Source organism: Desulfosporosinus sp., assembly GCF_014237355.1.
In the GTDB taxonomy this organism is placed as follows: domain Bacteria; phylum Bacillota; class Desulfitobacteriia; order Desulfitobacteriales; family Desulfitobacteriaceae; genus Desulfosporosinus.
In genome coordinates, this window is the sequence record NZ_JABZFS010000042.1 from 43,775 (window position 1) to 63,450 (window position 19,676).

Genomic DNA, 19,676 nt, shown 5'->3' on the forward strand with positions numbered 1-19,676 from the left:
CCTCACCCCTTAAGTCCTGGAAACATCTTTGAAATTCTCTTCAAATGCGGCCATCAAGGCCTCTTCGCCGCTTAAGCCTGCTTTGTGAGCCTTATCAATGTTCTCAAGCATACGTTTGTAGTCTATAGGAATGACTTTGGTAAATTTCTGCGAATAGTTTTTCCAGTCATCAAGAACTTTACGGCCCTGAGGGCTGCCGGTATACTCAACATGTTTTTGAATCATTTCGTGGATTTCGTTAAGTTCTACGTCAGATTCTAATTTCTCCAGTGACACCATCGACTTGTTGCAGTTGACTTCGTCAAAGTCCAGCAGGTAGGCTATTCCACCAGACATTCCGGCGGCAAAGTTTCTTCCCGTTTTACCTAGGACAACAACTTTCCCTCCTGTCATATATTCACAGCCATGGTCACCCACACCTTCGACGACTGCTTTTACCCCACTGTTCCTTACACAGAACCGCTCTCCTGCTATCCCATTGATATAAGCTTCCCCTGAGGTTCCTCCATAGAAAGCAACATTTCCGATCAAAATGTTTTTCTCAGGCTTAAAGTCAGATTTTTTAGGAGGATAAACTACAATTCTGGCGCCCGAAAGGCCTTTCCCTAAATAGTCGTTTGAATCTCCTTCCAGTTCCAAGGACAGTCCTTTCGGAGTAAAAGCCCCAAAGCTTTGTCCAGCCGATCCTACAAAGGTAAGCTTTATTGTATCCTCAGGAAGCCCTTTTTCGCCGTATCTCTTAGAAATTTCACTTCCGATGATGGTGCCGACAACTCGGTCTACATTATTAATCTGGAGTTTAGCTCGTATGGGCTTTTGATTCTCAAGTGCCGGTTTACAAATCCTAAGAAGCTTTTTTATATCCATTGATTTTTCAAGAATATGGTTCTGAGCCTGAGTGTTGAATCGCTTGACATCAGCACCAGCATAGGGTTGATAAAGAATCTGGGATAGATCCAAGTGTTTGGCCTTCCAATTCTTTATTGTTTCCTTGGTTTTAAGTCGATCCGAGCGTCCGACCATTTCATTGATTGTCCTAAAGCCAAGTCTAGCCATAATTTCACGCATTTCCTGAGCAATAAATCTCATAAAGTTTTCAACATACTCAGGTTTACCTTTAAAGTTTTCCCTTAGCTTTTTATCTTGAGTGGCTATCCCTACCGGGCAAGTGTTCAGATTACAAACTCTCATCATCACACATCCCAGGGCAATGAGTGGTGTCGTCGCAAATCCAAATTCTTCAGCCCCAAGCATTGCTGCAATGACAACATCCCTACCTGAAAGCAACTTACCATCCGTTTCAACGACAACCCTATCTCTCAGCTTGTTCAGAACTAAGGTCTGATGAGTTTCAGCAAGTCCAAGCTCCCAAGGAAGTCCTGAGTTTCTGATACTTGTTCTTGGAGAAGCTCCAGTTCCTCCATCATATCCACTGATAAGAATGACGTCCGCTTTTCCTTTTGCCACTCCTGCAGCAATTGTCCCTACCCCGACTTCAGAAACAAGCTTAACATTAATTCGAGCATCTCTGTTGGCATTTTTCAAGTCATGAATCAGTTCAGCTAAATCTTCGATGGAATAAATATCATGATGCGGAGGTGGAGAAATAAGGCTGACACCTGGAGTTGAATGCCTTTCCTTGGCAATCTCCGGGTAAACCTTCCTTCCTGGAAGCTGGCCCCCTTCACCGGGTTTTGCACCCTGAGCCATTTTTATTTGAATCTCCTGGGCATTCACAAGGTAGTTGCTGGTAACCCCGAAACGTCCTGAGGCAACCTGCTTAATAGCACTATTTTTCGTGTCTCCGTTGGCCATGACCTTGAATCGTTCGCTGTCCTCTCCGCCTTCACCTGTGTTGGATTTACCACCTAATCTGTTCATAGCAATAGCAAGACACTCGTGGGCCTCCTTGCTAATGGATCCGTAGGACATAGCTCCGGTCTTAAACCGTTTGACAATTGACTCCACCGATTCTACGTCTTCAATGGGAATGGTGTCGCCTGGGTTAACTTTAAAATCAAGAAGATTCCTTAAGTTGTAGATTTCGTCTTCGTTGATCTTTTTGGAGTAATCCTTAAAGAGAGGGTAGTTTCCTTCTCTGCAAGCTCGTTGAAGCATGTAAATGGTTTCAGAATTGTAGAGGTGGATTTCCCCATCATCCTTACTCTGGAAGTAACCGCCTATTTCCAGAGAGTCGGTATAGGGTGAACTTTCATCATAAGCGCTCTCATGCCGCATTTGATTTTCCAGTGCGATTTCTTCAAGTCCTATTCCTTCCAGCCTGGAGGGTGTCATAGTGAAATACTTATCTATTAGCTCTTTTTTCAGACCGACTGCCTCAAAGATTTGGGCTCCATGGTAGCTTCTCATGGTAGAAATGCCCATTTTGGTGAGTACTTTAAGTACCCCTTTAACGGAAGCCTTAATAAAGTTCTTTTTTGCCTCTTGGAAACTTAGTCCGTCCAAAAGATCTTTTTCAGCAAGATCTTGAATCGTTTCATACGCCAAATACGGATTGATTGCCGTGACTCCATACCCGATCAGCGTACAAAAATGGTGGACTTCTCTCGGCTCACCAGATTCAAGTACAATTCCTAAGTTAGTGCGTATTTCTCTTCTGATCAGGTGGTGGTGAAGTCCAGAGGATGCTAAAAGCGCGGGGATTGCTGCAAGCTTTTCATTAGCACCCCGGTCTGAGAGAATAATAATATTAGCTCCCTCATTAATCGCCTTATCCGCTTCTTTGAAAACTCTATCTAAGGCCCTTTCCATGGATTTTACCCCATCTGAGGCGTTATAGAGTATGGAAAGGGTAGCAGCTTTAAGCCTGCCATCGTTTAGCTGCTTAATAGTTTTAAGCTGTTCATTGGTTAGTATCGGGTGCTCAAGGGATAGGCTAGCCGAGTTTCTTTGATCAGGATCCAAGAGATTTCCGGTATCCCCAAGCAGCATACTTGCCGAAGTGACTATCTCTTCCCTTATTCCGTCAATTGGGGGGTTGGTAACTTGGGCAAAGAGCTGTTTAAAATAAAGGTACAACATTTGGGGTTTCTCAGATAATACAGCAAGGGGTGAATCCATACCCATGGCTCCAATAGGATCTATACCCTCGATTGCCATAGGCTGAATGGTTTTAGTTACATCCTCAAAGGTATAGCCAAAGGCTTTCTGCTGCTTAATAAGGTCTTCTCTTATCCTCTCTTCTTTCACATTCTCAACAGACAGATCACTAAGCTTAACAATATGACGGTTGTTCCATTCATCATAAGGATACATCATTGATACAGTTTGCTTAACTTCTTCATCTGAAATAATTCTCTTCCCTCGTGTATCGATAAGCAGCATTTTTCCGGGTTCCAGCCGACCTTTATACTCAATATTTTCTGGTTTGATGTCAATTACCCCGACCTCTGAAGCTAGGACAACTTTGTCATCTTTCGTGACGTAATACCTTGATGGCCTAAGTCCATTTCTGTCCAGTACTCCACCGATGACCACACCATCCGTAAAACCCATGGCAGCGGGACCATCCCAAGGCTCCATTAAGAAGTCATGGAATTGGTAGAAGTCCTTCTTCTCCTTAGACATTTGATCATTTTTTTCCCAAGGTTCGGGAATCATCATCATTACAGAGTGTGGAAGAGACCTTCCAGTAAGGTGAAGAAATTCCAGGCTGTTGTCGAACATCGCGGAATCACTGCCTGACTCGTCGACGATGGGGTAGACTTTTGAGAGATCATCAAACAACGAAGAATCGATACATTTTTGTCTCGCCTTCATCCAGTTTACATTCCCTCTAATGGTATTAATCTCACCATTATGAACAATATATCGGTTCGGGTGGGCTCTCTCCCAGCTGGGAAAGGTGTTAGTGCTGAACCTTGAATGAACCATTGCCAATGCAGATACATTATCCAGATCGGAAAGATCAAGGTAGAAATTTCTAAGTTGTTCTGCGGTAAGCATACCTTTGTAAACGATGGTTCGAGAGGAAAGGCTGGCAACATAGAAGGTCCCTCCCTTATCCTCGCACATTGGAACAATGGCTTTTTCGGCTTTTTTTCGAATGATATAAAGCTTTCTTTCAAAGTCCATTTCCTTGACTAGGCTGATATCCTTTTCGATAAAAACCTGAATAAATCTGGGCATTACAGCTTTTGCACCTTCGCCGACTGTCGTTTTATCGATAGGAACTTCCCTCCAGCCAAGGATCTTCTGACCTTCCTCCTGGACAATTTTTTCGAAGGTTTCCATCTGGGTTTTTCTAAAATCGTCATACTTGTGTGCAAATATCATACCTACACCGTAGCTTCCTGTTTCCGGTAATTCGAAGCCTAATACTGCACATTCTCTTTTAAAGAATTCGTGAGGTATCTGAATAAGAATCCCGGCACCATCGCCTGTATTCTCATCTGCTCCGCTTGCCCCTCGGTGACTGAGGTTCTCCAATACAGTTAAGGCTTCATCTATAATGTCGTGTGACTTCATACCCTTGATATTCACAACGAATCCCATACCACAGGCATCGTGTTCTAATGCTGGATCGTAAAGACCTTGTTTCTTTGGTAAACCATATCTTTGCATATTACTCACCTTTCGTTGCGAATTGATTATATAAAACAAAAAGCGCTCTCCAAAGAATGTACCTTAACTAGAAAGTACAAAACTTTTTCGAGCGCCTTTGCTCTATTATTTAATTTACTTTGTATAATTTAACTTAACACAAGAACACCAATGATTCAACCGTTTATATCTGGGATGAACAATAAATAACGACAAAACGTTCGATAATACAAAATACAGTGTCTCCATTCCTAATTGATCAGACGTAGAGGGGTTCTATGATTTATAATTCAATTAATTGTTACAGTAAGTAAAATAACGATACTTTTTTTATTCGTATGAATAAAAACCCTTTTTCGTCTTCCTACCCCATTCGCCCTTGACATATTTTTCAACGATTAAGGGAGACGGCCTATCTTTAGGATCACGAGTGTCTTGATATCGTTCCATAGCTATACAGTACGAAAGATCAATTCCTGTAAAATCCTTCAACCGGAACGGTCCAATGGGATGACCTAAAGCATTCGTAACTGCCATATCAATCTCTTCAGGAGTGGCAATCCCCATATCAGCGAGAAACAGTGCCTCATGACTTAGTGCGGACAAGATCCTATTTACTAAAAAGCCGTAGATTTCTTTCTTTAGCCAAACACCATGTTTACCCATTTTATCACATAAATCCATCGAAATTTGTGCTGTCTCCGTGGAAGTATGTGGGCCTTGCACCACTTCAACTAATTTCATCATTAAAGCAGGATTAAAAAAATGCATATTGCACACTTTTTCAGGACGTTTAGTGAATCCAGCGATCTTCGAACTGACAATAAACGAACTGTTCGTCGCCAGTATTGTATGAGGAAGAGTAAGTTTATCTAGTTCAGCAAAAAGCTTGCGTTTAACTTCAATTTTTTCTACAGCGGACTCTATGACAAAATCCGCATCTCGTGCAGCATCCTCTAAGTTTTGCGTAAAAGAACAATTATGAATGGCCTGATCAACTTGATCCTGCGTTAATTTTCCTTTAGCAACTCGATCTGGAAAATAAGTGTATGCGAAATTTTGAGCTTTGTTCAGCATCTCCTCGCTAATATCCATACAACTAACCTTAAATCCTGCTAATGCAGCAGAAAACGCAATCTGATGACCCATACTGCCTGCCCCAATTACACAGACCTTTTTGATGTCTTGAATGTTCATATTCATCCCCCCATTTTAATCAAAGATGCAATAACCGTGCCAATTATAGAAGAAAAACCCTCTAGACTGGTGAATAAACCAATCTTTGAGGGTTGTGTAAATTTTAAGTTTCACTGCGAAGGACTTGTTCTTACTCAGGATTGGCTGGCTGCGGCTGCCTGAATTTTTGCCTTTTCCTCTTCTACAAGCTGTCGGCGCAAGACTTTTCCTACGATAGTCCTAGGTAATTCAGCTCTAAACTCTACATGTCGAGGGACTTTAAAAGCAGCCATCCTAGACTTGCAAAAGGTGATAAATTCCATTTCGTCAGCTTCAGTATCAGGCTGTAAAACAATATAGGCTTTGACGGTTTCCCCACGATAGAGGTCGGGCACCCCTGCTACAACAACCTCTTTAACCTTAGGATGTTCATAAAGGACTTCTTCTATATCACGGGGATAAATATTATATCCGCCAGCAATTATGATGTCTTTCTTGCGGTCAATAATATAGCAGAAACCGTCGTCATCCATTTTACCTATATCACCAGTATGCAACCAACCATTACGTAGGGTTTCAGCCGTCTCTAGGTGCTTTTGCCAATACCCTTTCATCACCTGTGGGCCTCTAATACATAATTCCCCTATTTCACCCACAGGGACTTCATGATCCCCTGTTTCCAAATCCATTATTACGTAATCAGTATCAGGGAGCGGCAATCCTATAGAGCCGGGAAGCGTAGGTCGATCGAGTGGATTACAATGCGTAACAGGGGAAGCCTCAGACAAGCCATAACCTTCGACTAAAACTCCTTCGCCATGCGTAACTTCGGCAAACTTTTGGGCCACCTCTAGGGGCAATGGTGCCGAGCCACTTGTGCAGGATTTGATCGCCACGATACTTTCTCGATATTCGGCGATCTTGGGATGACTGTTAATTGCCATAAACATAGTTGGCGCACCTGGAAAAAAAGTAGGCTTATGGATGCGAATGGTTTCAAGCAATTGATCAACATCAAAGCGCGGCAAAATTATCTGCGTAGCCGCAATAGCCACGGCAAAATTTAGGCAGTCTGTCATGCCATATACGTGAAATACCGGTAGGATCGTGAGAATCCGATCTTGACCATACCTTATGTTAGGATCCCATTCAAGAACTTGGAGGGTATTGGCGATTAAATTAAAGTGAGTAAGCATTACCCCTTTGGATACACCGGTAGTGCCACCCGTATACTGTAAGACGGCAAGATCTTCGACGGGATTAATAGCTACCTTGGGATATACAGGGTCATGTTTGATTAATTCATCATATGAATATATCCCCTCTGCAGGTATAACTGGTGCCATAAAATTAAAAACAACTACCCGCTCTAATGCAGTTTCTTCTAATACATTCTTAACCCTTGGATACATCATCTCTAGAACAATGATTGTCGTTGCTCCAGAATCGTTCATTTGGTAGGCTATTTCACGTTCGATATACATTGGGTTTGTTTGCACAACAATTGCACCTAGTTTGAGTATAGCGAAAAAGGCAATCTCCCATTGAGGACAGTTTGGACCCATGAGCCCAACGCGATCCCCTCTTTTAACACCTATACCAGCTAAAGCACCGGCAAAACGGTTGACCTGATCTCCGAACTGTTTATAGGTAATAGTCTGACTTCCAAAAATCATAGCCGTTGTGTCCGGCATCTTTTCCACAGTTTCATCAAAAAATTGACCAAGCGATTTAAAAGGATAATCTATATGATATCTAACATCCTTTGGGTAACTCTTTAACCAAAGTTTCTCTCTTCTCGGCATCCTTTCATCCTCCCTTTTCCTAGTTATCCAATCCTTAAGGCTCCCACTTTATCACTCATATGAATAAAAACCTTTTTTTGTTTTCTTGCCATATTCCCCTTTAGCAAATTTCTCTATAATTATGGGGGAGGGCTTATCTTTAGGATCACGGGTTTCTCGATATCGTTCCATACCGATATAATAAGAAAGATCGATACCTGTAAAATCCATGAGTCGGAATGGTCCCATAGGGTGTCCTAAAGCATTAGTTACTGCCAGATCAATTTCTTCCGGGCTCGCAATTCCCATATCAGCCAGAAATAAGGCCTCTTGATGTAGCGCCGATAAAATTCGATTCACTAAGAAACCATAGATTTCTTTCTTTAGCAAGACGCCGATTTTACCAAGTTTCGCACATAAATCCAAGGTTATTTGTGCGGTTTCTAGGGAGGTATGCGGTCCCTGCACAACTTCAACAAGTTTCATAACTAAGGCTGGATTAAAAAAGTGCATATTGCACACTTTATCTGGTCGCTGCGTTGCATCAGCAATCTTTGAGCTGACAATAAATGAACTATTGGTGGCTAGAATTGCATGAGGTGGAGCTATTCGATCCAGTTCAGCAAAAAGCTTCCGTTTAATATCCATTATTTCCACAGCTGCCTCAATTACATAATCTGCATCTTCAGCAGCTTCCTCTAAATTCTGGGTAAACCGAAGATTTTTGAAAGCTTGGTCTGCTTGGTCTTGCTGCATTTTCCCTTTAGCAACCCGCTCGGGCAAATAAGTTCGTGTAAAATCTTCGGCTTTATTCAACATTTCTTGACTAATATCAGTACAGCTTACTTGATAGCCTGCCAAAGCTGTACATAAGGCAATTTGATGACCCATGTTACCAGCACCAATAACACAAATTTTCTTAATGTCATTAATTACCATTATTAACCTCCTGATATATTTTTCCATTTATACTTTTAAGATAACAATACTAAAGGTTATCTGATAATTTCTCTCCCTCTTGAACTGGGCTTATTAAGATAGAACTGCTGGTAAACACCAATTCCCCTGCAAAATCATGACCAGTGGTCTCAATCACTATAAAAGTTAACTTTCCGCTCTTACCCATGCGTTCATAGACATCCTTAACACGACGCTTATAAGTTAGGCTGTCTCCAATAAATAGTGGTCGATGATAAATAATCGTTTGTTCTCCATGAATCATTCCGGGTATAGGTAACTCGATTCCCCCAATATTAGACTGAATTAAAGTTCCAACAAACGTTGCAGGCACTTGGTTATTACACTGGATTCCTGCGGCCTCTGCGAACCTACGCACTTCCTCAAGCTTTATTTTTAATAAAACTGGCTCACTTTCCCGGCCAATTAATTCTTTGCCAATCATAGGCTGCGTCTTTTCCTTTCTACAGATCTAATTCGAGTAAGAAAATATCATTATTCTTTAATTTAGAATTTTCTGAATAATTTTCTTAAAATTTTTTGCTTTTTCCCGGTCTATAGCCCACTTTGCACGATAAAATTCTAACAGTTTTAATAGGTAAATAATCTTATGGCATCACCTCTTTTTAAATATTCTTAAATATTCTGATAATATAAATTGCAAGATTTATGCCATTCGCATTTGTCTTCTTTAAACCCTATAAATAACGTAATGCCGACTTCGGAAACATATTATTGGTGTATGAAATCAGTACAGAATTTTCAAACTTTTGTGTAAATACTATACATGTTTTTCAATCTCTGAAGAATGATATTTCAACCAACAAGAAGGGGCGTAAAGACTCATTTTCATTACGCCCTTTCAAAATTTCTGGTCTTTATTTTAGTTCTAAGATTTTGTAAATAATGAAATCGGAATTACTTAGCCGCTGGGTTTTTAATCGAGAATGGCTTGCCGTATTTCTGGTTTTCTACCATGATCCCTGTTCCATCTGTCAACATGCCTCCACCTGCATCGACTCCAGGTAAGGGAACAACGAGATTAGGATCATCAAAAGGCATGCAAGCTTTGATTCCTTCAAAAATCTTGGTTGCATCCGTTACGCTCCCAGACTTTTCAATCCCTTTCGCTACGAGCATCATGACTTCATAGTTCCAAGTAGGTTCCCATGCAGGTATTTTATTATATTTAGCTTTGAATCGATCCACAAAGGCCTTTGTACCTGGACCCTCGTATAGATAGACTGGCACAACACCTACAACTCCGTCCAATTCTGCTAAAGGAACCACTTCAGCCATTTGTTCTACTTTGGCTTGGTCCATGACTAAAAATCCACCCTTGAACCCTAGTTGTCTTGCTTGTTTAATAACCATAGCTGTTGGTTGGGAAGGCCCACCTACGAACAATACGTCTGGCTTACTATCTAAGGTTTTGCTGATGTAGGTATTGAAATCAGCTTCTTTATTATAGTCCACTGGATTATTAGCTACAACAGTACCACCTAGCTTTTCCCAGGTCGGAAGGAGCACTGAAGTCCAATCTTTTCCATATTGACTTGTGGTTGGAATTAACGCAATTCTCTTACCGTATTTTTCCATTACTTTCTTGGAGAACTCTTCTGGATATAGACTATAAGGGGGAGGAATTCGAAGTGTTAATTTATTCCCCCCCGAAGTAACTTTCGGTTCGCTGGTGTAAGCCGCGAGCAAAAATCCATCAGTTTCATTGAATTGTTGAAGTGCAAAAGCACCCCCACTGTGTGGTGTAAATATGACAGGTGTATTGTACTCCGCCTTTAATCTTCGTGCATTTGTCGCAGCTTTGTCTGGTAAGTATTGGTCATCTAATTTAACTAAATTGAGTTTATACTTTTGTCCACCGACAATCATTCCTTTGGCATTAATTTCATCTACAGCCATATCCAATCCATCTGTATTATCTTTACCATATAATGCAGCGCCGCCACTTAAGGGCCCAGTATAACCGATGTTAATCGTCTTTATCTCCATACTAGTAGAGGAGGTGGTGCTAATAGGAGCAGTTTTGGTACTACACCCTGTAATAACCAACAGTATGATTAGGGTAATTACTAGACCTATACAATTCTTACGGTTCATTTATTGCACCTCTTTCTTTTTTTACCACCTTAAAAAGTGATTAACCGTTACTGTCTATGTCTTTGCTTTTCCCCCTTTCATGTCTGAATTATTTGAATATTATTAATACACTGACTATTGTATGCAAGTTTTATTCCATTCGTTATTTACCTATATCTTACTATTAATCAAAAATATGTGTACTCTCTATACACTTTAAGACTATTTATGTATAACTATACGCACATTTCTATGCGTACATATAGATGACGATTATTGAAAAGGCTTAGCATCTACGCATTAAACAGAGAGAAGGACCAAACAGATGTTTAGTCCTTCTTTTATTGCTTATCTTCAAATGTTATCTTTCAAACCCATGTTTACATTGAATTGACTTTCCTTTAAAAATTGCATCGACACATTTATTGCAGGACATACATTTTGCTTTCTTGGTTTGATTAGTGTTCCAGGCATTAATGAGTCCTGGTTCACAAATAAGGGGCCGGCATATCGAAACAAGATCAGCCTCTTCACTTTCAACAATCTCCTGCATAAGAGAAAAACTTCTTAAACCACCGACCATCATGATAGGAGTATCTGTACTGTTCTTGATTTCTCGGCACCAATTACGATAGTAAGCCTCTTTGTGAATGCTATTGATATTAGTTTTGTATTCGGTTCCAATATATCGTTTTCCCCTTAAACCTTGACTAATTTCTAAAGAATCAAATCCAAAATCAGCTAGTAGTTTGGCCGCTTGTTTTCCCTCATTAAACTCTAGTCCACCCAAAAAACCGTCTTCTACTCCAAGTTTAATGAATACTGGATAATCTTTGCCAACTTTTTTCCTAATGTCCCTATATATTTCGAAATGTAACCGAAGACGGTTTTCTAGATTTCCGCCCCATTGATCCTGTCTTCGGTTTGTATACGTGGAAAGAAATTGACTTAACAAATATGCATGAGCGCCATGAAGTTGTACAGCATCAAAACCAGCTTCCTTTGCTCTTTTAGCTCCGTCCCCAAAGGAATGAATTATCTCCCAAATTTCTCTTTCGGTTATGGCTTGATGCTGACCTAAATAATATGGATCATTTTCAATGATTGACGGGGCAAGGGGTAGGTTATTTTTTGTTTTCACATAGTTTGCTTCTCTCCCGCCGTGAAAAAGTTGAAGAGCAATTTTGGCACCACGTTCATGAACTATACTTGTTAGTTTCTTAAAGCTAGATATATCTTCATCCCCTGCGATTGAGTTTTGAAATGGTGATACCTGACCAGAATGATGAACATAGGCTATACCCGCTATAATTAATCCGACCCCTCCTTCAGCCAGATCAGAGTATAGCTTGATTTGTTCTTCAGATACATGACCATTGGGTTCAGCATAACCATCATACGTAGCAGATCTGACAAACCGATTTCTAATTTCTAAATTCCTAATACGATAAGGCTCAAATAAAACGCTCATAGTTCCCTCCATCATCTAATCTAATCCCACTGACTAGCCAGATGTTCAAGATGAAACACAGTGTCTCCAAACATAGCTTCAGAAGCCAGCGCACGCTTATAATATAAGTGGATGTCATGCTCCCAACTAAAACCTATACCTCCGAGTATTTGGAGCGTGGCGGCAGCTGCCTTTCGATACATATTCCCTACGTAGGTTTTAGCAAGAGAAGCCGATTTACTTTCTTCGTGAGGATTACCGTCTACCGTCCATGCAGCATACTCTGCGATAGATCTAGAGCTTTCTACTTGCAAAAGCATCTCAGCACATTTATGCTTGATCGCTTGATACGAACCAATGGGCTGTCCAAACTGAACCCTGACTTTAGAATACTCGGTTGCTATTTCCAGAACTTTTTCACCGCCACCCAGCATTTCAAGACCTAAGGCAATATTAGCCCGGGTTAACATTTTCTCAAGAATAATCCATCCTTTTCCAACCTCCCCCAATATCTCATTACTGGAAACAGTCGTATTTAAAAAAGATACTGCACACTGTTTCCTTCCATGGTCCATGGTTGGTAAACGTTCAATCTTGACTCCTTCCGCCTGAGGATCAACTAGGAATAATGAAATTCCCTCATTTACGTCAACGTGTTTTTGAGTCCTTGCTGCGACGATGATTAGATCCGCGCAATGAGCATCTGGCACAAAAAGTTTCGTCCCCAGTAAAGAATAGCTTTCACCGTTTTTAGTTGCTGAAAGTTTGATTCCGTCCGCTCCCCACTCAACCTCCTCTTCATACAAGGCAACAGTAGCTATTAACTTTCCCGAGGCAATCTTTTCTAAGAGATTAGACCTTTGGGCTTCACTTCCCGCCATTTTGATCAACTCCGTTGCCAATACTACCGTTGAGAAAAAAGGTCCTGGCATAACGACCCGTCCCATTTCATGTAAGATAACACCCAAGTCCCGAAAAGTGAGACCTAAACCTCCGTACTCTTCGGGGATAGTCAAACCCATCCACCCTAGATCAGCTATTTTCGTCCACATCTCTGGTTCATAGCCCTGAGTGTTTTCCCACATCTCCCGAACATAATCACTCGTAAAGTTTGTATTCAAAAATTTTCGGGCACTTTGTCTTAACATCTCTTGTTCTATAGTCAAGGTAAAATCCACTGATTTCCTCCTCCTTACTTTCTGCGAACTGCATCTTTAGGTAGGCCGAGTACCCTTTCACCGATAATGTTCTTTTGAATTTCAGTTGTACCGCCTTCAATGGTATTACCCCTAGCTCGCAAAAAATCAAACGTCCACTTACCGTTATCTTTAGCAAACTTCGACCCTTTGAGTAATTGACTGTAGGGACCCATAATCTCTAAAGCGGTTTCCTGCATTCGTTGGTTTAACTCACTCCAGAATATCTTGCCGATACTACCTTCTGGACCAGGCATTTCTCCTTTTAGTAGGGTAGCTAGGTTCCTGTACTGGTTCAGGCGCATAACTTCTACATCTACTTGTAACAGTGCAATCTTTTGCCGATAAACTGGGTTTTTAATAATAACCTGACCGTTACGGATAGTATTACTTGCAAGGTCTATCAGCCTATCAAGGGACTTTTGGAGCTTTGGCAAGATACTAACCTCATTCATAATTCTTTCAAACATCAAGGTGGTTATCGCGATTAACCAACCCTCATTTTCTTTACCCACTAGTCTGTCTAAAGGAACCTCAACGTTGTCAAAAAAAAGCTCGTTATATTCTGCTTCACCTGTTATTTGTTTTATAGGCCTTACTGTAACTCCAGGACTCTTCATATCAACCAGCAGATAACTTAGACCTTTATGCTTACTGGCTTTGGGATCAGTTCTTACTACCAAAATGCAATAATCTGCCAAATGCCCAATACTTGTCCATACTTTTTGACCATTTACAATATATCGATCTCCCATACGAACTGCAGAAGTACTTAAATTAGCTAAATCTGACCCAGCGTTAGGTTCTGAAAATCCCTGACACCATATGTGCTCACCAGAGAGGATTTTGGGAATAAATTCTCTTTTTTGTTCCTCGGTGCCACGTGAAAGTAACGTTGGTGCAACTAATCCCACGGAAAGACTGTCGAACATCTTCCATGGATAATTAGCACTTAACTCCTCAGTTACAATAATGTGCTGCATTAGGGTTCCGCTTTGCCCTCCGTATTCTTTAGGCCAATGTATTCCAGCATATCCCGCATCAAACAGTTTTCTTTGGAAGTTTCGAAAGATTTCCGCCTGGGTTTGCCAGTCTTCTGATATATCCTCTTCTGCCCAAGCAACTTCGGTAGGGATATTCTCTTTAAGCCAATTCAGAAATTTTGCTCGATACATTTGATCATCTGGACTCATTGTTAAGTTCACTTCTGAAATCCTCCTCTGCTATTTTGATATTAATTCAAGAAACCATCAAATTAACGAGTAAATTCAACGCTTTATCTTTTTCAGTTCATCTTCTTGGAGTTTACGCCATTGAAGCTTGCCACTGGCAGACATAGGGAAGCTATCAACAAATTGTACGAGACGAGGATATTTGTAAGCCGCCATATGCTCCTTAGCCCATTCAATGATGTCTTGTTCGCAATACTCACCGCGCTCATCTTGCTTAAGGATTACGTAGGCTTTAACGGTCTCACCTCTATGTGGGTCCGGTATTCCAATCACACAGGCTTGTTGAATTGCTGGATGCCTGTATAAAACGGATTCTACTTCTGCCGGCCAGACTTTGAAGCCAGAAGCATTAATCATGCGTTTTACCCGGTCTACCATGAAGAAATAACCTTCCTCATCGTACCTAGCTATATCTCCAGTACGCAAAAACTTTTTACCTTCTAGCTCAATAAAGGCTTTTTTTGTTTCCTCCGGTCTGCGCCAATACTCTTTTAACATTTGCGGGCCATTTATGACTAGTTCTCCCTGTTCGTTGGGCCCTAATTCTTGCAAGGTATCTGGATCTATCACCCTTGCGTCAACATCAAAAATTGGAATTCCAATGCACTGTAATTTTGGTCGTTCCGGTGGATTCATATGGGTTTGTGATATAGTTTCACTAAGTCCATAACCCTCCGTATAATGGGTCCCTAACAGTCGAAACAGTTTTTCACCGATAGCCTCTGGCAGAGGTGCCCCACCACCACCAACACTTAAGAGAGATTTCACATTATAGTTCGATAAGGATGGGTTTGCGAGGAAATCTACGACCATGGTTGAAATATTGGTCCAGTGCGTACAACCATGGCGTTGGACCAATGCTGCCGCCAAGTCTCTGTTCCAGCGACTCATCAAAACTATGGTACTACCGACAAAAATGGGTGCATTCATGCTGTGCATCATACCAGTGACATGATATAGCGGTAGGGTCGTTAAGGTAACGCTGCTGACAGTCAGGTCACGCCAAGCGGCAGAGCTAACGGTGTTGGTGTTCAGGTTTTGATGCGAATGAACACACCCCTTAGGTTTCCCTGTTGTTCCAGAGGTATAGGGTAATATCGCCATGTCCTCTGCACCTAATAAGTGTGGACCAGGTTCCAACCCTAAGGCTATTGCGTCTCGCCAATAAATGACATCACCAGCAAAGGTTCGATTAGGCACTAACACTTCGGGCGGAATCTGAAGATCATAGTCCTTTTCCAAATAGTCACTATAGGTTACAACGATTACATGCTGCAAAGGAGTACGCTGTGGTAAAGGAGCCACCTGATCATAGAGTTCTTGAGCTACAAAGGCAATTTTAGCTTCACTATCCTCAATATAGATAGCAAGTTCCTCTGTAATGTTCATGGGATTAATTGGTACTACCACAGCATTGGCCCGCAGGATTGCATAGTAAGCAATGATAAACTGGGGAGAATTTTGCATAAATATTATTACCCTATCCCCTTTGGCTACCCCAAGTTGTTGCTGTAATAACCCTGCCAGGGCGTCTACTTCTTCTTTAAAGCGACGGTATGTTATGGAACCACTATAGTAGTGAATTGCAGTTTTATTAGGATACCTTCTGGCTGATACCGCAAGGTTATCATAAACACTGGTCTCTGGAACTGGCAGAGTTGTAGCCAAGCGCTTTGGCCAATACTTCAAGTGGTTAGTTAACATTTAGCATCACTATCCTTTTATAAATTAGATATTGTTAAGCTAAACTAATTGCTACAATTTTTTTGTGAATATTCTGACTTTCAACTGCAATATTTGTGCCACTCAGAAAACAATTGCAAGCCTAAGTCCTATCGATAATTAAGTCCTCACAAATGAATAATATTATTTACTTTGTAGACAATTCTCTAATTCGTTGTGTTCAATGTATACAATGAGTGCGCTTCAAAAGAAAAGAACTAATCAGGTTTTCCTAAATTAGTTCTTTTGTTCCCATTGATTTTAATAGTTGGACATATTCTTTATAATCCCACACGGCGCTTATTCTGATTATGGTCGCATGGCATGTTGGTAGGGCCCCAATAGTTCTGGCAATAGGGCATAAGCATCTCTCACCCATTCGCAAAGAAGTGGTCGAGTTTCACGAGGATCAATAATCTCCTCAATACCAAAAGCTTCGGCTGTGCGAAACGGTGAACGGACGGATTCCATGCCAGCCATAATTTCTTTAAGCAGAGCTTCTGGATCTGGACTGGCCTCTAACTCCCGCCGATAGGCCACTTGAACTCCTCCCTCTAAAGGAAGGGAGCCCCAGTCACCCGAAGGCCAAGCGTAACGCAAATGAAGAGCGTGCCCATTGATCATACCTGCTCCACCAACACCGAAAACTCGTCTCAATATAACTTCAAGCATAGGCACTGTAGCTTGGTAGATAGCAGCTATAGCTCGAGCACCTCTTCGAATTGTCCCTCGTTTTTCGGCATTCAAACCTATATCCATTCCAGGTTGATCCACCAGATTAACAATGGGCAAATGAAATGTTTGGCAAAGGTCTACAAAGCGTTCTAATTTGTCGGCTCCCTTATCAGTAAGCCCTCCACCTCGTATAAAGGGATCAGGGGCGATTACACCTACTGGATGACCCTCTAAGCGTGCCAGCATCGTCACTGTACCGGCACCATAAAAACGTCCCATTTCGAATAAAGAGCCTTGATCAAAGATCATGGGCAATATTTCCCTGATCTTATAGGGTCGCCTTCGATTGCGCGGAATTACAGCGAGTAATTTTTCCTCTTTACGCTGAGGATCGTCGGTTGAAGCTATAACGGGCGGAAGCTGCCATACATTGGACGGCAAATAGGAAAGAAACGTTCTAATTTGTTGAAAAGCCTCCTGTTCTGATTTAACGACATTATCGACAACCCCGCTGGCCCTGTGAACAAGGACCCCTCCAAGTTCCTCTTTCGTTAATTCTTCTCCTGTCCCGAATTTTACAACAGGCGGACCCGCCACCATCACCTGGGAATTACTTTCCACCATCACTGAGAAGTGGGAGGTAACGACCCTAGCGGCGCCTAATCCCGCTATTGATCCGAGACAGGCTGCTACCACTGGGATACGACCAAGGTTTGCAACCACCAAGTCCCAAGCAGGATTCACTGGGACATAAGTATACCCTTCGTTGGACAAAAATTTAACGCTTCCCCCACCCCCAGTGCCATCCACAAAACGAACTATAGGAATTTTAAGGTCATGAGCCATACGCTCTGCATACTCCTGTTTACCTCGGACTGACCCGTCTGCAGCTCCCCCGCGTACGGTAAAATCATCCCCTCCAACCACAACTTTACGCCCCTCAATACGACCCGTACCCAGGACAAAATTAGCTGGACGGAAATCCGTCATCTTGCCATCCTCATAAATTGCTTTACCAGCCAGAGCCCCTGTTTCGTGAAACGTACCTTGATCAAGGAGTTGGTCGATTCTCTCTCTCACCGTCAACTTACCTTGGGCTCGGTGTTTAGCGACCCGCTCTTCTCCCCCCATTAGTTTAGCTAATTGTTCTCGTTTGTGTAATTCGTCAACCTCGGGTTGCCAAGTCACTTTATAACCCCCTCTGAAACCTATTGAGAGTCTATCGTATTACTGCTTTTTCGACCTAGGTGTCATTCCAGCAATAGCCCTTACAATATCCTTTTTGGCCTCTATGTCATACTGAGAAGTAATAGCGATCTGTTCCATGATCGGAGAACCACCACCATGATATGCACCATATTGGGCAGTTCCTGCAGATCCAGACAGACCAAAGTCAATAAACGTCATCCAAAATTTAATTTGCTCCTCAATGGGGATTTTCGGGTTCCGGTTGAGATACTTCTCCAACAAATGTTTGGTTTCAGGGTTGGCTAAATCTTTTTCAAAGGGGAAGGTTGCAGGCAAACCCCCTGCGATATCACAAAGGATCTCTTGTTCATGGAATACTGCCTCACCAGTTAGACACCTTCCGACGTTGGCATAGATAGAATTTGGTATATAGTTCCCAGGTCCATAGGGTACAAGACCCATGCCGGGCATGTAGACTTCCGGCTTACCTAGAGCTGAAGCCGTGTAGCCGGCTGCGTATCCGAGTTCACCCGTCATAATTAGCTTAGATAACAGTTCGCGCACATGTGGAGTCTTCTCAATACCGTTAATTTCTGCTGCCAGAGCCGCCAAACCGATGACATAGTCAAGTGTGGCTGGCTTACAGCCAGAGTAGGAGTGCCTATGAAAGAGGGCAAACAACAGAGCTGTTAGACCACCATGCTGGGTTTCCCCACAGAGAAACACACGTTCCCAAGGAACAAAACAATCGTCAAAGATGATATACGAATCTGTGTAGCCTACTTCAATTCCCCTCTGAAAGTGATCACGCTTACGACTACCATGTAAATGGACAACCTGCTTAATACCTTCATAGTCTGAAGGAACTGCAAAGCAAACTGCATAGGCTTCTTCACCTTTTTTTAGTGCCCTGTTTGGTACTACTAGAATCTCATCGGAAATTGAAGCCTCAGAAATGTGAACCTTTGCACCTCGGACGATAATCCCATCGCTACGCTCTTCGACAACGTGCACGTACATGTCTGGATCAGTCTGCTCCGCTGGGCGTTTTAGGCGCTCACCTTTGACGTCTGTCTGTGCACAGCTAGCTACTAAGTCTTCATTCTGAAAGCGTTCCAGCCACTTTAGCCAGTTGTCATGATATGCGGTTTTGGCATCAGGGGATTTCTGTGCTTCGTAAGACACTGCATTAATGGCGTTAGCGGCGTCTACACCCATGCACCGTTGGATACACCCTCCCACCTTGTGGCTTAACATACGAGTCATATCTTGCTTCTTGTGCAAGTCGTCAACGCTTTGGTGAATGTGGTTAAAGCGGTTAATAGTTTCCCCAGTGATGTGGGAGGTTGCTGTAAAAAGGTCCTTAGTAGCGGGGTCCCAGGCCGCATCGAAAGATAAACCCATGACGTTGATTGCCCCTTGTTGGCGCTCATCAAGCCGATCTATTTTCTCACCGTTAAAATATAGATTTTTATTCTTCTTACTTAATCCCTCGATATATTGCGCTTTTGTTCTCAATTCAATAACCCTCCTTTAATTTAATGAACTCCTAGTCTGACCTCAAATCTTCAATGAAGGAACCTAACAACAGAGTATGGGGTCCTATTCCCGCAATAATTAGAAAATTCTTTAAAAA

At 42.0% G+C, this 19,676-nt stretch carries 12 protein-coding genes; all 12 read right to left on the reverse strand.

What is annotated here, in order from left to right:
- Positions 1-9: 9 nt before the first annotated feature.
- The 12 genes from gltB to HGJ98_RS09170 all read right to left on the reverse strand — a co-directional run bounded on the left by gltB (position 10) and on the right by HGJ98_RS09170 (position 19,558).
- Positions 10-4,584: a glutamate synthase large subunit gene (gltB, locus tag HGJ98_RS09115; protein ID WP_291350755.1), complete on the reverse strand. Its 4,575-nt coding sequence runs from the start codon at positions 4,582-4,584 to the stop codon at positions 10-12.
- Positions 4,585-4,893: 309 nt separating this feature from the next.
- A complete protein-coding gene (locus HGJ98_RS09120; protein ID WP_291350756.1) occupies positions 4,894-5,760 on the reverse strand; it encodes a 3-hydroxyacyl-CoA dehydrogenase family protein in 867 nt (288 codons plus the stop codon).
- Positions 5,761-5,894: 134 nt separating this feature from the next.
- Positions 5,895-7,544 (reverse strand): long-chain fatty acid--CoA ligase, encoded by a 1,650-nt coding sequence (locus HGJ98_RS09125; RefSeq protein ID WP_291350757.1) that lies wholly within the window; start codon positions 7,542-7,544, stop codon positions 5,895-5,897.
- Positions 7,545-7,595: 51 nt separating this feature from the next.
- Complete coding sequence (locus HGJ98_RS09130) at positions 7,596-8,462, reverse strand: 3-hydroxyacyl-CoA dehydrogenase family protein (protein ID WP_291350758.1); 867 nt, start codon at positions 8,460-8,462, stop codon at positions 7,596-7,598.
- Between the two features lie 49 nt (positions 8,463-8,511).
- Complete coding sequence (locus HGJ98_RS09135; protein WP_291350759.1) at positions 8,512-8,925, reverse strand: MaoC family dehydratase N-terminal domain-containing protein; 414 nt, start codon at positions 8,923-8,925, stop codon at positions 8,512-8,514.
- Between the two features lie 473 nt (positions 8,926-9,398).
- Positions 9,399-10,598 (reverse strand): ABC transporter substrate-binding protein, encoded by a 1,200-nt coding sequence (locus HGJ98_RS09140; RefSeq protein WP_291350760.1) that lies wholly within the window; start codon positions 10,596-10,598, stop codon positions 9,399-9,401.
- Positions 10,599-10,938: 340 nt separating this feature from the next.
- Positions 10,939-12,048, reverse strand: coding sequence for an NADH:flavin oxidoreductase (locus tag HGJ98_RS09145; protein ID WP_291350761.1), 1,110 nt, complete (start codon positions 12,046-12,048; stop codon positions 10,939-10,941).
- Between the two features lie 20 nt (positions 12,049-12,068).
- Positions 12,069-13,205 carry an acyl-CoA dehydrogenase family protein gene (locus HGJ98_RS09150; RefSeq protein WP_291350762.1) on the reverse strand — a complete coding sequence of 379 codons (1,137 nt, stop codon included), beginning with the start codon at positions 13,203-13,205 and terminating at the stop codon, positions 12,069-12,071.
- A gap of 14 nt (positions 13,206-13,219) precedes the next feature.
- Entirely contained in the window at positions 13,220-14,428 is a 1,209-nt protein-coding gene (locus HGJ98_RS09155) for an acyl-CoA dehydrogenase family protein (RefSeq protein ID WP_291350763.1), read from the reverse strand.
- A gap of 63 nt (positions 14,429-14,491) precedes the next feature.
- The gene (locus HGJ98_RS09160; RefSeq protein ID WP_291350764.1) at positions 14,492-16,144 is read right to left on the reverse strand and encodes a long-chain fatty acid--CoA ligase; all 1,653 of its coding nucleotides are present in this window, start codon (positions 16,142-16,144) and stop codon (positions 14,492-14,494) included.
- A gap of 342 nt (positions 16,145-16,486) precedes the next feature.
- Positions 16,487-18,040 (reverse strand): acyl-CoA carboxylase subunit beta, encoded by a 1,554-nt coding sequence (locus HGJ98_RS09165; protein ID WP_291350765.1) that lies wholly within the window; start codon positions 18,038-18,040, stop codon positions 16,487-16,489.
- A 39-nt stretch (positions 18,041-18,079) separates the two neighbouring features.
- Complete coding sequence (locus HGJ98_RS09170) at positions 18,080-19,558, reverse strand: 4-hydroxyphenylacetate 3-hydroxylase N-terminal domain-containing protein (RefSeq protein ID WP_291350766.1); 1,479 nt, start codon at positions 19,556-19,558, stop codon at positions 18,080-18,082.
- Between the last annotated feature and the right edge of the window lie 118 nt (positions 19,559-19,676).